Annotated in this window: 11 protein-coding genes and 3 pseudogenes; 13 read left to right on the forward strand and 1 reads right to left on the reverse strand. The window is 59.6% G+C overall.

Annotated features, from left to right (window positions below; all coding sequences use genetic code 11):
• Positions 1 to 133: 133 nt before the first annotated feature.
• Positions 134 to 2,533 carry a glycoside hydrolase family 95 protein gene (locus PACILC2_RS02305; protein WP_213527204.1) on the reverse strand — a complete coding sequence of 800 codons (2,400 nt, stop codon included), beginning with the start codon at positions 2,531 to 2,533 and terminating at the stop codon, positions 134 to 136.
• Between the two features lie 241 nt (positions 2,534 to 2,774).
• On the opposite strand from PACILC2_RS02305, the gene PACILC2_RS02310 reads away from it, so the two are divergent.
• The 13 genes and pseudogenes from PACILC2_RS02310 (at position 2,775) to atpD (ending at position 13,730) form a co-directional block, all read left to right on the forward strand.
• Positions 2,775 to 3,740 (forward strand): ferredoxin family protein, encoded by a 966-nt coding sequence (locus PACILC2_RS02310; protein WP_213527206.1) that lies wholly within the window; start codon positions 2,775 to 2,777, stop codon positions 3,738 to 3,740.
• A gap of 56 nt (positions 3,741 to 3,796) precedes the next feature.
• On the forward strand, positions 3,797 to 4,801 hold the full coding sequence (locus tag PACILC2_RS02315; protein ID WP_213527208.1) for a UCP032817 domain-containing protein: 1,005 nt from the start codon (positions 3,797 to 3,799) through the stop codon (positions 4,799 to 4,801).
• A 120-nt stretch (positions 4,802 to 4,921) separates the two neighbouring features.
• Positions 4,922 to 5,550, forward strand: a pseudogene (gene upp, locus PACILC2_RS02320) (uracil phosphoribosyltransferase).
• 20 nt (positions 5,551 to 5,570) lie between these two features.
• A pseudogene (wecB, locus tag PACILC2_RS02325) lies at positions 5,571 to 6,718 on the forward strand (non-hydrolyzing UDP-N-acetylglucosamine 2-epimerase).
• A gap of 201 nt (positions 6,719 to 6,919) precedes the next feature.
• Positions 6,920 to 7,141: a hypothetical protein gene (locus tag PACILC2_RS02330; RefSeq protein ID WP_062490187.1), complete on the forward strand. Its 222-nt coding sequence runs from the start codon at positions 6,920 to 6,922 to the stop codon at positions 7,139 to 7,141.
• Entirely contained in the window at positions 7,134 to 7,514 is a 381-nt protein-coding gene (locus tag PACILC2_RS02335) for an ATP synthase subunit I (RefSeq protein WP_062490190.1), read from the forward strand. The genes PACILC2_RS02330 and PACILC2_RS02335 overlap by 8 nt, the downstream gene beginning before the upstream one ends.
• Positions 7,515 to 7,524: 10 nt before the next feature.
• Positions 7,525 to 8,286: a F0F1 ATP synthase subunit A gene (gene atpB / locus PACILC2_RS02340; protein ID WP_213527211.1), complete on the forward strand. Its 762-nt coding sequence runs from the start codon at positions 7,525 to 7,527 to the stop codon at positions 8,284 to 8,286.
• A 127-nt stretch (positions 8,287 to 8,413) separates the two neighbouring features.
• Entirely contained in the window at positions 8,414 to 8,626 is a 213-nt protein-coding gene (gene atpE / locus PACILC2_RS02345; protein WP_062490194.1) for a F0F1 ATP synthase subunit C, read from the forward strand.
• A 96-nt stretch (positions 8,627 to 8,722) separates the two neighbouring features.
• Complete coding sequence (gene atpF, locus PACILC2_RS02350) at positions 8,723 to 9,205, forward strand: F0F1 ATP synthase subunit B (protein ID WP_062490196.1); 483 nt, start codon at positions 8,723 to 8,725, stop codon at positions 9,203 to 9,205.
• Positions 9,202 to 9,750 (forward strand): F0F1 ATP synthase subunit delta, encoded by a 549-nt coding sequence (locus PACILC2_RS02355; protein ID WP_062490198.1) that lies wholly within the window; start codon positions 9,202 to 9,204, stop codon positions 9,748 to 9,750. Before atpF ends, PACILC2_RS02355 begins: the two co-directional genes overlap by 4 nt.
• Positions 9,751 to 9,765: 15 nt before the next feature.
• Positions 9,766 to 11,279 (forward strand): annotated as a pseudogene (gene atpA / locus PACILC2_RS02360) (F0F1 ATP synthase subunit alpha).
• A gap of 148 nt (positions 11,280 to 11,427) precedes the next feature.
• Positions 11,428 to 12,297 carry an ATP synthase F1 subunit gamma gene (gene atpG, locus PACILC2_RS02365; protein WP_062490203.1) on the forward strand — a complete coding sequence of 290 codons (870 nt, stop codon included), beginning with the start codon at positions 11,428 to 11,430 and terminating at the stop codon, positions 12,295 to 12,297.
• A 26-nt stretch (positions 12,298 to 12,323) separates the two neighbouring features.
• Positions 12,324 to 13,730 (forward strand): F0F1 ATP synthase subunit beta, encoded by a 1,407-nt coding sequence (atpD, locus tag PACILC2_RS02370; RefSeq protein WP_062490205.1) that lies wholly within the window; start codon positions 12,324 to 12,326, stop codon positions 13,728 to 13,730.
• Positions 13,731 to 13,743: the final 13 nt, after the last annotated feature.

Below are 13,743 nucleotides of genomic sequence, written 5' to 3' on the forward strand. Positions count from 1 at the left end.
TGACAGGGTGCAGTTCACCTCTTTTGGGACAGCCCCTTTAATTTGTCGTTACTGGGCGGCGGAGAGGGCTGCGCGGCCGCGGAAAAACTGGGCTGCCGAGTCATACGCGGCAGTCTAGCTCCCACGGCCGCCGTTAGAACGCGGCGCCGGGCGAGATATCGTATAGCCGGCCGGCCTCGGCCGCAAACGCGATCGAGCCGTCTTCGCGCCGCTCGGTTCTGATCTCGCGGCCGCCGCATGTGACGGCAACCGGCGTACCGGCGTGCACGACGCATGGTCCGCCATGCGCCGACAAGACCGAGGCCGCCGCCAGCGCGCCGCCGCTCCAGCGGATCGACACCTCGTATCCGCCGCGGGCGCGCAGCCCGCTTACGCGTCCTTCCGGCCAGGCGTCCGGCAGCGCCGGAAGCAGCCGCAGGATGCCGTCATGCGACTGCAGCAGCATCTCCGCAATGCCGGCCGTCACGCCGAAATTGCCGTCAATCTGGAATGGCGGGTGAGCGTCGAACAGATTCGGATACACGCCGCCGTGATGGTAATTGGTTTCAGCTGCTTCATCCACAAGGCGCAGCAAATTGCCGATCAGCGCCAGCGCCCGGTTGCCGTCGCGGAAGCGCGCCCACAAGCCGACTTTCCAGCCGAGGCTCCAGCCCGTTCCGTCGTCGCCGCGCCGTTCCAGCGACTTCTTCGCCGCGGCGAACAGCTCGGGGGTCGCCTCCGGGGTCAGCTGCCGTCCCGGGTAGACGCCGAACAGATGGGAGACATGGCGGTGGTGGACGTCCTCGTCTTCATAATCATCCGGCCATTCCTGCAACTGCCCGTATTTGCCGATGCGCATCGGCAGGAGCCGCTCGCGGGCATCCGCAATTTCCTTGCGCAGTTGCTCCTCGCCGCCCAGCACTTCAATCGCTTCCAGACAATTGCTGAACAAGTCCCACAGCAGCTGCATATCCATCGTGCTGGCTGTGCCGACGGCCGCAAGCTCTCCGTCCGGCGTGCGGAATTTATGCTCGGGCGAAGTTGAAGGCGAGGTGATCAGCCGGCCCTGATCGTCTTCGATCAGGAAGTCGAGAGCGAACCGCGCCGCTTCCTTCATGATCGGAAACGCCTTGTCCCGCAAAAACTGTTCGTCGCGGCCAAACTGGTAATGCTCCCACAAATGCTGGCACAGCCAGATGCCGCCCATCGGCCAGAGCGCCCAGACAGGATCGCCGTGGCCGAAATCGCCGGCCGGCGCCGCATGCGCCCAAATGTCGCCGTTATGATGCGCAACCCACCCGCCGCATCCGTAGTTGACGCGGGCGATCCGCCGGCCGGTGACGGCCAGGGCGCCGATATAGTCGAGCAGTGGGCCGTGGCATTCCGCCAAATTGCAGGTCTCGACCGGCCAGTAGTTCATCTCGGTATTGATGTTGAGCGTATAGTTGCTGCTCCATGGCGGGCGCATGTCCCGGTTCCATATGCCCTGCAAATTGGCCGGCTGCGTCCCTGGCCGGGAGCTGGCGATCATCAGATAGCGGCCGTACTGGAACAGCAGCTCCACGAGTCCGGTATCCCGGTCGCCGAACTCGGCGATCCGGCGATCGGTCGTCAAGCCGTCCGGGATGCCGGCTTCAGCCTTGTCGCTGCCGAGCCTCAGCTCCACCCGGTCGAACAGGGCCTTGTGATCGGCCGTATGCGCGGCCAGAAGCTCGGCATACGCTTTCGTCAAAGCCGCGCCGACGGTTCGCTCGACGGTGGGCGCCGGATCGCGTCCATCCCGTCCGGGCGAACGGTCGAATCCGGCAAAACCGGTAGCCGCACCGAAAATCAGCGTCGCCGACTTCGCGCCTTCGATCAGCAGCCGTTCCCCTTCGACGCGGCAGCTGCCGCCATCGACGGAAGCGGCAAGCCTGCCTTCGAACGGCATTCCGTCCGCTTCTCCGTCTTCGCGATAGACGACCGGCCGTTCCGTGTTGTAATAATTCGGGTCGACATGATCCGGGCAACGTCCTCTCAGGACGAGACGCCCGTCTTCCGCTTTCACCTCATGGCGCAGCTGGCAGCCGAACGAAGCCTCCAGCTCGACGGTGCCGGGTCCTTCGGCTTGAATATGCGTGACGATGACCTGATCGGGGTAAGAGCAGAACGTCTCGCGGATATAGCGCGTGCCGCCGACCGTATAGACTGTGCGGGCAATGCCGGTCGCCAAATCGAGCGTCCGGCTGTAATCGCTTGTATCGCCGCCGTGGCCGAACCGCAGCTTCAGCTCGCCCAGCGGCAGATAGGATTGCGTATAGGGGCCGAGCATTCCGCGAGCCGCCTTGTCGGCTTCGGCGTATCGCTTCGCGGCAAGCAGCCTGCGCACTTCGGGGAGAACGGAAAGCGCCTGCGGGTTGCTGCCGTCCTTCGGGCAGCCGGACCATAGCGTATCCTCGTTCAGTTCCAACCTTTCGACTTCAATGCCCCCGTGAACCATCGCGCCCAACCGGCCGTTGCCGACAGGCAGCGCCTCGGTCCATACGCGCGCGGGCATCTTGTAATACAGCTTCATTTGGCAGCCTCCTTCGAGTTGCAGCATCGGTACAGCGACATGAGCCGGCGTAATCGTTCGATCTGAAACGAGACATCCTTATAAGATAGAAAAGTTCGCCGCCTCATCCGGTATATCCTGTTTGATCCGGCACAACATTTCCAGACGGAATATCATGCGGTTTGTCGCGGCGAAATACAGGCATTTCGCTCCGGTATCGTGTATAGTAGAAAGAAAAAGAGTGGATAGGAGCGAATTGCGTATGGAACAGCAGGCAGAGCGGCGCGGCATGTGCTCGCTTGCGTCGATAGCGGCAGGGGAAGATCCCGGCGGCACCGCAGGAGCGTACGGCATTTATCTTCTGGTGGAAACGCCGTTTCCCTGGGAGCGGGATATCGTGAAGTCGCCGCATTTTCCGCCGGCGCTCGGCGAGGCCGTCCTTGCGGCGGGCGCCGGCTGCCGCGTGCTCGGCATCGCTTCGGCCAGGCACGCCTCGCCGCAAGGCATGCGGCGCATGATCGTATACCGGCGGCCTGACGGGCCATTCGCCCGATTCGAGCAAGAAGAATACGTCGTGCCGCATGATCGGCTGGCCGCGCTGGCGGCCGCCGTGCTGGCGCAGCCGCGCCCGGCCGAATTTGCGGAATACCGCGTCGCCGGCGCCGGGCGAAACGTGTTCGTCTGCACGCACGGCAGACGGGACCGCTGCTGCGGACTGCACGGTTACGCCGTGTACGAAGCGCTCGATCGCCGATGCGGCGAACCGTCGGAAAGCGGCATCCGGGTATGGCGGGTAAGCCATATCGGCGGACACCGGCTCGCGCCGACGCTGATCGATTTCCCGTCCGGCCGCTTTTGGGCGCATGTCCGTCCGGAACGATTGGAGGCGGTGCTGGAGCCGGAAGCCCATCTGTCCGATCTGGCGGCGCATTACCGCGGATGGGGCGGCCTCAGGCCGCCGGAACAACTGCTGGAGCGCGAAGCGTGGCTGAGGGAAGGGGCCGGCTGGGCGGATTATTTGAAGACCGGCTCGTCCGAACCTCTGCCGTCCGGCGGCGTGCGCGCCACGGTCGAATTCCGGTCGGCGGACGGCTCCGTATCCGGGGCATACGAAGGCATCGTACGGGAGACCGCTCCCGTCGCCATTATCGGCTGCGATTATCATGAGCCCGAATGGGTGCCGCAGTACCGCGTCGAAGAGATCGTGAGACGGCCGGCGGCAAATTGACGTTTATCGATGGGCCAGGGATCGGCCAGGCGGATGAAAGGAAAGGAGAGACCAGAATGACTTCAGCCATCATCGCAGGTATCATTGTCGCCGCGTTGGGCGTATGCGGAGCGGTCGCAGCCGCAAGACGCAACGCGGCGGACGGGAAATCCGCATTCCGGGGACGGCCGCCGGAAGCGCTCGGAGTGCCATCAGACCACCCCGCTCGGACGGTTGCGGAACGTCTGGAAGCGTCTCTCGGCGGCGATTTCGAAAGCCGGGTGAAAGAGCGCGTCGTCCGCAGCCGTCCCGGGCTGAAGGACGGCGAGTGGGACTGGATATGGTTCGAGCTGAAGCGTTTCTTTCTGATGAGCGGCATCGCGCGAAGCGTGCCGATGTATAGCGGACGGATCGACGAAGCGTGGCACGAAATGCTGATGTTTACCCGGGAATACGAACAGTTCTGCCAAAACTTCTGCGGCGCGATGATCCATCATGCACCCCATACCGCCGGGACGGAGCCGGATCGCAGCGAACGGGCCTGGTTCGATTGGATCTACGGCGAGCTGTTTCCGCCGTCTCCGGCCAGCGCCCGGTTGTGGGGGCCTTTCTTCCGGACAGCGTTGCGTCCCGAATTGATCGGGCGGCTGGAGGCGGCGGATCGGACCGAATGGCTTGCCGAACGGTTTCGCGGCGATACGGCCGCGCGGCATGAAGATATCGCGGCCGTGATCGACTATTTGATCGGCCGGTTCAAGGAGCAGGCCGCTGCAGCCAGGCGCAATGCCGAAAGGCGCAGCGAGCCGGCATCGGGTGACGCGTGGACGGTCGGTGCGATGTCCGGCTTCCTTGTCTATGCCTCGCTTGTCGATTACGACGGGTTTCAGGAGCGGATGAACGAACGGCTGCATGACCGCCGCAACGACGGAACGGGCGGTTGCGGAAGCTGGAGCGGTCCCGTCGTCGGCGAAGGCGGAAAAGCCCACGGCGGGGACAAGGGCGCCGGCGGCAATGGGGATCACGGCGGCGGGGACGGCGGCAGCAGCTGCGGTTCGTCGTGCGGATCCGGCTGCAGCTCGTGACCCATACCGGTTCAAAAGAAGTGCAATCGCCGTTTAACCGTTGTATAATAGACAGGATTGCGTTCATTATTGTTCGGACATAGCGCCAAACCAACCGCATCCAGGGAGGGACAACACCCTATGAGTCAACTGGTCATTTGCGACCATCCGCTTATTCAGCACAAATTGACGTATATCCGGGACAAAAATACGAATACCAAAGACTTCCGTGAACTCGTCGACGAAGTAGCCACGCTGATGGCCTACGAAATCACCCGCAGCATTCCGCTGGAAAAATTACGGTATCCACGCCGGTATGCGACGCGGAATCCTATGTCATTTCCGGTCGGATGCTCGGGCTCGTTCCGATTCTGCGGGCGGGGCTCGGTATGGTCGACGGCATGCTGAAGCTGATTCCGGCCGCGAAGGTCGGACATATCGGCCTGTTTCGCGATCCGGAGACGCTGAAGCCGGTGGAGTACTACATCAATTTGCCGTCCGATGCCCAGGATCGGCTGCTGATCGTCATCGATCCGATGCTGGCTACCGGCGGTTCGGCCAACGCCGCGATCGCGGCGCTGAAAAAACGCGACTGCCACAATATCAAGCTGATGTGTCTCATCGCCGCGCCGGAAGGCGTGAAGGCGGTACAGACGGCTCATCCCGACGTCGATATTTATACCGCCGCAGTAGACGAGCGTCTGAACGAACACGGTTATATCGTGCCGGGTCTCGGCGATGCCGGAGACCGGATGTTCGGAACGAAATAACGTAAAGGAGCGGAATTGAAGTGGCGAAATTGAAAGTGATGACCGTGTTCGGCACCCGTCCGGAAGCGGTCAAGATGGCGCCTCTCGTGCTCGAACTGCAAAAACGGAAGGACGAGATCGAATCGATCGTGTGCGTTACCGCGCAGCATCGTCAAATTCTCGACCAGGTGCTTGCGTTTTTCCGCATCCGGCCGGATTACGATTTGAATGTCATGAAGGAGCGCCAGACGCTGACCGGAACGACCGTCCGCGTACTGGAAGGGCTGGAGCCGGTGCTCCGCGAGGCGAAGCCCGATATCGTGCTCGTACACGGCGATACGCAGACGACCTTTTTGGCCAGCTATGCCGCGTTTCTGCAGCAAATTCCGGTCGGGCATGTGGAAGCGGGCCTGCGCACATGGAACAAGCTGTCGCCTTATCCGGAAGAGATGAACCGGCAGCTGACCGGCGTGCTGTCCGACATTCACTTTGCACCGACCGAATGGTCCGCAAGCAATCTTCGCCGGGAGAACAAGCCGGAATCGTCGATCTATGTCACCGGCAACACGGCAACGGACGTGTTTCAATATACCGTAGATCCGGCGTTCTCCCATCCGGTGCTCGATTGGGCGAAAGGGAAACGGCTGGTGCTGATGACCGCTCATCGGCGCGAAGCGCTCGGCGAGCCGCATCGCAACATTTTCCGGGCGGTCAGACGGATTGCCGACGAGTTCGACGACGTCGCTTTCGTCTATGCCGTACACCCGAACCCGGCTGTGCGCGAGCCGGCCCAGGAAATTCTCGGCGGGCATCCGCGCGTCAAGCTGATCGAACCGCTCGATGTGTTCGAATTTCACAATTTCTACCCGCATGCCTATATGATTATGACCGACTCCGGCGGTCTGCAGGAGGAAGCTCCTTCGTTCGGCGTCCCGACGCTCGTGCTGCGCGATACGACCGAACGGCCGGAAGGCATCGAAGCAGGCACTCTCGAGCTGGTCGGCACCTCCGAGGAGCGCGTTTACGACCGAGCGCGGGCGCTGCTGTCGGACGACGCGCTTTACAGCCGGATGAGCCAGGCGGCCAATCCGTACGGCGACGGACAAGCCTCCGTGCGAATTGTCGATGCGATTTTGCACTTTTCGGACGCCGGGAGCAAAGGCCGGAGCCGTTCACAGAACGTTCATAGATTCGCCATCGTTTCGCCATCGCCGGGCAGCGCTTCCCAAAGACTACAGCATACAGTGGTACTGTACGGTTCCGTAAGAAAAAACGCTTGTAGAATCAAGGGTTCGGGGCGTTTTTACTGCTAAAAATTTGCAGTGATTTCAATTGACAAACCTTGCGGCGCTTCGATAAAATATATGAGGATTGACAGGGGTAACCGATCATGAAACAGAAAGGCAATGGGGATAATCCGTGGCGCGCGGCCGCTCTGGTCGGCGTCATGGGATTGGATATCGCGATTTGCACCGTTTTGGGTTACTACCTGGGCGACTGGCTTGGCGGTTCGCGAGGGTGGGGCGCCTTCGGCATCGTCATGGGACTTGCTGTCGGCATCCTCTCTTGCATCTTCCTGCTCAAGCGCATATTGGAGGACTCCGATGGATAGACTGTGGAACGCCTCGCTGCGCGTTTCATACTTCTTCATGGCTTTATTTTTGCTCCTGTGGGGAATACTTCCAGCATGGAAGCCCGTATTCGCCGGATGTATGCTGGGGCTCGGGGCGAGTGTCGTGAATGCGCTTTTGCTGCGAAGGCGAACCGAATATATTGGATACGCCGCGGCGGGACAAGGACCCGTACGCAGAGGCGTGGGACTGGCAAGCCGTCTTGCGACGGTGCTGCTTGCGGTGATGATCGCCTACCGCTATCCGGAAAAGTTTGATCTGGTATCGACTTTGTCCGCTTGCTTTATCATGCCCTTTGTCATTTTGGTAACAGCGTATTTCCAGCATAAACGAGACAACAGCGGAAAGGGGTGAAATTAACCGCATGCATCATTTTCCTATCGTTCACTGGCAAGGCCTGAACATCGATATTTCGGCGTTTTTGGCCATCATCATTTCCTGCGTCATTACGTTCGTGCTGGCGCGGCTGGCGGTGCGCAACCTGTCACTTACCAATCCGGGCAAACTGCAAAACTTCTTGGAGTGGACCGTTGAATTCGTCCATTCGGTCATCGCCAGCACGATGCCGCTAAATAAAGTAAGGCCTTATCTGGCACTTGGCATGACTCTGATCATGTTTATCTTCATCTCCAATCTGCTCGGTCTTCCGTTCGGTATTGTAACAGAGGTTCACGATCCGATCGGGTGGCTCGGCATCACGTCCGAAGACATCCAGGAAGAGGAGCACTATGCGCTGGCTTGGTGGAAGTCGCCGACCGCTGATTTGTCGGTTACGTCCGGCCTGGCGCTGGTTGTGTTCATTCTCGTTCACTACCTGGGCCTGAAGCAGAACACGAAGCACTATCTGAAACACTACTTCGAACCGTACTGGTATTTCCTGCCGCTCAACATTATTAAAGAGCTGGCAAAGCCTGTTACGCTCGCGCTTCGTCTTTTCGCCAACATCTTTGCGGGCGAGGTTCTGATCGCGACCATTCTGATGCTCAGCGTCTGGGGGATTCCGTTCCTGATCGTCTGGCAGGGCTTCAGTATTTTTGTCGGCGCGATCCAGGCGTTCCTCTTTACGATTCTGACGATGGTGTATATTTCGCAGGCGACGATTCACGACGAGGGAGCCGAGCATTGATCGTTGTTTCCTCTCAGGGCTAAATTCCGTGCGGCCTGCCCTTGAATTGCGGGGGTTGCGTTGTTCGGGGTTCCATATAAGCAATATCCCAAATCTAAACAACTCATTTTGAGGAGGATTTATTACAATGACAGAATTGGCAGCAGCATTGGCAGTAGGTCTGGGCGCTCTCGGCGCCGGTATCGGTAACGGTCTGATCGTCAGCAAGACGGTTGAGGGCATCTCCCGTCAACCGGAACTGCAAGGCAAGCTCCAAACGACGATGTTCATCGGTGTAGGTATCGTCGAAGTCGTGCCGATCATCGGCGTCGTTATCGGCTTCCTGGCGTTCTTTAGCTAATACGAGCGTCACCCATTACATGGCGGGGAAGGCCTTAGCCCTCCACGCCTTCGTTTTGATTGCTGAGGAAATTGCGAGAAGAAGGGAGTGGCAACGATGTCATGGCATTGGGAAACGTTCGTTTTCGCAATCGTTGCATTCGGCATTCTTTACTGGCTGTTGAATAAGTATGCGTTCGGCCCGTTGTTCGGCATTATGGAGAAGCGCCGCCAGCTGGTACTGGAACAAATGAATGCGGCCGAAGCGAGCCGCAAGCAGGCGGAATCGCAAATGGCGGAACAGAAAGCAGCGCTTGAGCAGGCGCGGAAGGAAGCATACGAGATTATCGAGCAGTCCCGCTTGACGAGTTCGAAGCAGGCCGAAGAGATTGTACAGAGCGCGAAAGCGGAGGCGGCGCGCCTCAAGGAAGAAGCGCTCAAGGATATCGAGAGCGAGAAGAACAAGGCGATTGCGGCGTTGCGGAACGAAGTCGGCGGCATGTCGGTGAAAATCGCATCGAAAATTATCGAAAAGCAGATCGACGAGAAATCCCAGGAGCAGCTGGTTAATCAGTACCTGAAAGAGGTTGGTAGCAAATGAGCCGGGATCTCGTCACAGCGAAGCGGTACGCCAAGGCGCTGTTCGATGTCGCGCAGCAGCAAGGCATCGTTTCCGAAGTGGAAGAACAGTTGAAGCTGATCGCAGAGACGCTGAGAGAAAACGCCGACGTGCAGAAAGTTCTGGCGTCTCCCGGCATTGCGTCGGCAAACAAAGTCGAGCTGCTGCGCGGCGCGTTCGCGGACAGCGTGTCGGCTATCGTCATGAATACGCTGGAGCTGCTCATTGCGCGCGGACGCCAGCATCTGATTCCGGAAGTGTACGAGTCGTTCGTGCGCATTGCGGGCGAGAAGCTGAACAAGGCGCAAGCGATCGTTTATACGGCGCGGCAACTGTCGAATGATGAGCTGAATGCGCTGACGGCGCATTTTGCTCAGGTTACGGGAAAGAGCATTACGGCCGAGCAAGTCGTAGAGCCTGCGCTGATCGGCGGCGTGAAAGTCCGCATTGGCGACACGCTGTACGACGGCAGCCTGTCCGGCAAGCTGGACCGTTTGGCTAAATCGATGGGAATACAAGCACTGTAGATAGGGGTGAGCGGATTGGCTATCAGACCTGATGAAATCAGTACGCTGCTGAAACAGCAGATCGAAAAATACAAGTCGGAAATCGAAGTGGTTGAAGTCGGCACGGTCATTCAAGTTAGCGACGGTATCGCCCGCGTGCACGGCCTGGAGAACGCGATGCAGGGCGAGCTGCTCGAATTCGCCAACGGTGTCGTCGGGATGGCGCTTAACCTCGAAGAAAGCAACGTCGGTGTCGTTATCCTCGGACCTTACACGGAAATCCGCGAAGGCGATCAAGTGAAGCGCACCGGACGCATCATGGAAGTTCCGGTCGGCGAGGCGCTTCTCGGCCGTGTCGTCAATACGCTCGGCCAGCCGCTGGACGGCAAGGGTCCGATCGAAACGACGGAGTTCCGCCCTGTGGAATCGCCGGCTCCGGGTGTTATCGACCGGAAATCGGTACATGAGCCGATGCAGACCGGCATCAAGGCGATCGACTCGATGGTGCCGATCGGCCGCGGCCAGCGCGAGCTGATTATCGGCGACCGCCAAACCGGTAAACGGCGATCGCGATCGACGCCATCATCAACCAGAAAGGCAACGGCGTGAAGTGCATTTACGTCGCGATCGGTCAGAAGCAGTCGACGGTTGCGAACGTCGTGGAGACGCTCCGCAAACATGGCGCGCTCGATTACACGATCGTCGTGACGGCTTCCGCTTCCGAGCCTTCGCCGCTGCTCTATCTCGCGCCTTATGCGGGCTGTGCAATGGGCGAATATTTCATGTATAAAGGCGAGCACGTGCTTGTCATTTACGACGACCTGTCGAAGCAGGCTGCCGCTTACCGCGAGCTGTCCCTGCTGCTCCGCCGTCCTCCGGGCCGGGAGGCCTATCCGGGCGACGTCTTCTACCTGCACTCCCGCTTGCTGGAGCGTGCGGCGAAGCTTAGCGACGCGCGCGGCGGCGGTTCGCTGACGGCGCTGCCGTTCATCGAGACGCAGGCGTCCGACGTGTCGGCCTATATTCCGACGAACGTCATCTCGATTACGGACGGACAGATCTTCCTCGAGGCCGATCTGTTCTATGCCGGCCAGCGTCCGGCTATCAACGTCGGTATCTCCGTATCCCGGGTCGGCGGCAACGCCCAGATCAAGGCGATGAAGAAGGTTGCCGGTACGCTCCGTCTGGACCTTGCTTCCTACCGCGAGCTGCAGGCGTTCGCGCAGTTCGGCTCCGATCTCGACAAATCGACGCAAGCCCGCCTGAACCGCGGCGCGCGCACGATGGAAATTTTGAAGCAGGGCGTCAACCAGCCGATGCCGGTCGAGAAGCAGGTCATGTCGATTTATACGGCGGTCAAAGGCTTCCTCGACGATATCCCGCTTGCGGATGTCGGCCGTTTCGAGAAGGAGTTCCTGTCGTTCATGGATTCGAACCATCCGGAAATCGGCGCTTCGATCCGCGATACGAAGGACCTGACTCCCGAAAACGAGAAGGCGCTTGTCGAAGCGATCAACAAATTCAAGAAAAGCTTTGCCGTCACGGCTTAAATATCGTTATAACGGCCGTCCGTCCCCGTGCGCGGATCGGCCTTGCACGGACCAACACCAGGCTTCGGATCGCGGCGCGCCGGGTGCCGCCTAAGCGCGGACCCGGCGTCCGCCTGATATGCGGAGCAGCAAAGGCGGGTGAATCAAATTGGCTAAAGGCATGCGCGAAATCAAATCGAAAATCAAAAGCACGCAGAACACCAAGCAGATCACGAAAGCGATGGAGATGGTCGCGGCGGCTAATCTGCGCCGTGCCGAAGAGGCCGCCAAGGCAGCCCGTCCGTATGCGGATAAGCTGCTGGAAGTGGTGCAAAACATCGCGGCCGGCACGAAGGACGTCAAGCATCCGATGCTGGAATCCCGCCCGATCAAGCGTACCGGCTATCTCGTCATCACGTCCGACCGCGGTTTGGCGGGCGGCTACAACGCCAACCTGCTGCGCAAAGTGACGCAGACGATTCGCGAGAAGCATCAATCGCCCGATGAATACGCATTGTTCGTTATTGGCCGCAAAGGCCGGGACTACTTTCGCCGCCGCGGCATGAAAATTGTGGAAGAAGTAACCGGTTTGCCGGACTCTCCCAAATTTGCCGACATCAAATCGATCGCGTCGGCTGCCGTGCGGAACTTCGAGAACGGAACGTACGACGAGCTGTACCTGTTCTATAATCGTTTCGTCAACGCGCTGACGCAAATTCCGGAGCAGAAGCGGCTGCTTCCGCTCGACGGTATCGGCGGGAAGGAAAAGCAGGGGCCTGTCGCCAGCTATGAGTACGAACCGTCGCCGGAAGGCGTGCTGGAAGTGCTCTTGCCCAAATATGCCGAGACGCTGATCTTTAGCGCTCTGCTGGATGGCAAAGCGAGCGAGTTCGGCGCGCGGATGACCGCAATGGGCAATGCAACGAAGAACGCGACGAAGATGATTTCGTCTTATACGCTTCAATACAACCGTGCGCGTCAAGCGGCGATCACGCAGGAAATTTCCGAGATCGTGGCCGGCGCGAACGCTCAATCGTAAAGCTAAGGGAAGCAGGAGGGAAAACTATGAATAAAGGACGCGTTGTATCCGTCATGGGTCCGGTTGTCGACATTGAGTTCGAACGCGGACAACTGCCGGAGATTCTGAACGCGATCAAAATCCAGCACAAAGCTACGGCCGGCGGCGTGGATATTGATCTGACGCTCGAAGCGGCCGTTCATCTGGGCGACAACTTGGTTCGTACGATCGCGATGAGCTCGACGGACGGTCTCGTTCGCGGCATGGAAGCCGTCGATACGGGCGCGCCGATCACGGTGCCGGTAGGCGCTCCTACGCTCGGCCGCGTATTCAACGTCCTCGGGCAACCGATCGACGAAGCAGGAGACGTCGTATCGGACGTCAATCTGTCGATCCACCGTCCGGCTCCGCAATTCGAAGAGCTGTCGACGCAAGCCGAGATGCTGGAGACGGGCATTAAAGTTATCGACCTGCTCGCGCCGTATACGAAAGGCGGAAAGATCGGTCTGTTCGGCGGCGCAGGCGTCGGCAAAACCGTTACGATTCAAGAGCTGATCAACAACATCGCCCAGGAGCACGGCGGTATTTCCGTATTCGCCGGCGTCGGCGAGCGTACCCGCGAAGGGAACGACCTGTATCATGAAATGAAGGATTCCGGCGTTCTGCCGAAAACGGCGATGGTGTTCGGCCAAATGAACGAGCCGCCGGGCGCGCGTCTGCGCGTCGCGCTGACCGGGCTGACGATGGCCGAATATTTCCGCGACGCGGAAGGCCGGGACGTGCTGCTGTTTATCGACAACATTTTCCGCTTCACGCAAGCGGGCTCCGAAGTGTCCGCGTTGCTCGGCCGGATGCCGTCCGCGGTCGGTTACCAGCCGACGCTGGCAACGGAGATGGGCCAATTGCAGGAGCGGATTACTTCGACGAAGAAAGGTTCGGTCACTTCCATCCAGGCGATCTACGTCCCTGCGGACGACTACACCGACCCGGCTCCGGCCACGACGTTCGCGCATCTGGACGCAACGACGAACCTGGAACGGAAAATTTCCGAGAAAGGGATTTTCCCGGCCGTCGACCCGCTCGCTTCGACCTCGCGGATTTTGCGGCCGGAAATCGTCGGCGAAGAGCACTATAACGTGGCGCAAGGCGTCAAGCGGATTTTGCAGCGCTACAAAGAGCTGCAAGATATTATCGCCATTCTCGGGATGGACGAATTGTCCGAGGAAGACAAGCTGACGGTCGCCCGCGCCCGTAAAATCGAATTGTTCCTGTCGCAGCCGTTCCACGTTGCAGAACCGTTTACGGGCAACAAAGGCATTTACGTACCGGTTGCCGATACGGTGCGCAGTTTCCGGGAAATTCTCGACGGCAAACACGACGACCTGCCGGAAGAAGCGTTCCGTTATGTCGGTACGATCGAAGATGCCGTGGAGAAAGCCAAATCGCTTGTATAGCGTGCGGCGGGAG

Source organism: Paenibacillus cisolokensis (assembly GCF_018403665.1).
GTDB classification, from domain to species: Bacteria; Bacillota; Bacilli; order Paenibacillales; family Paenibacillaceae; genus Paenibacillus_AH; species Paenibacillus_AH cisolokensis.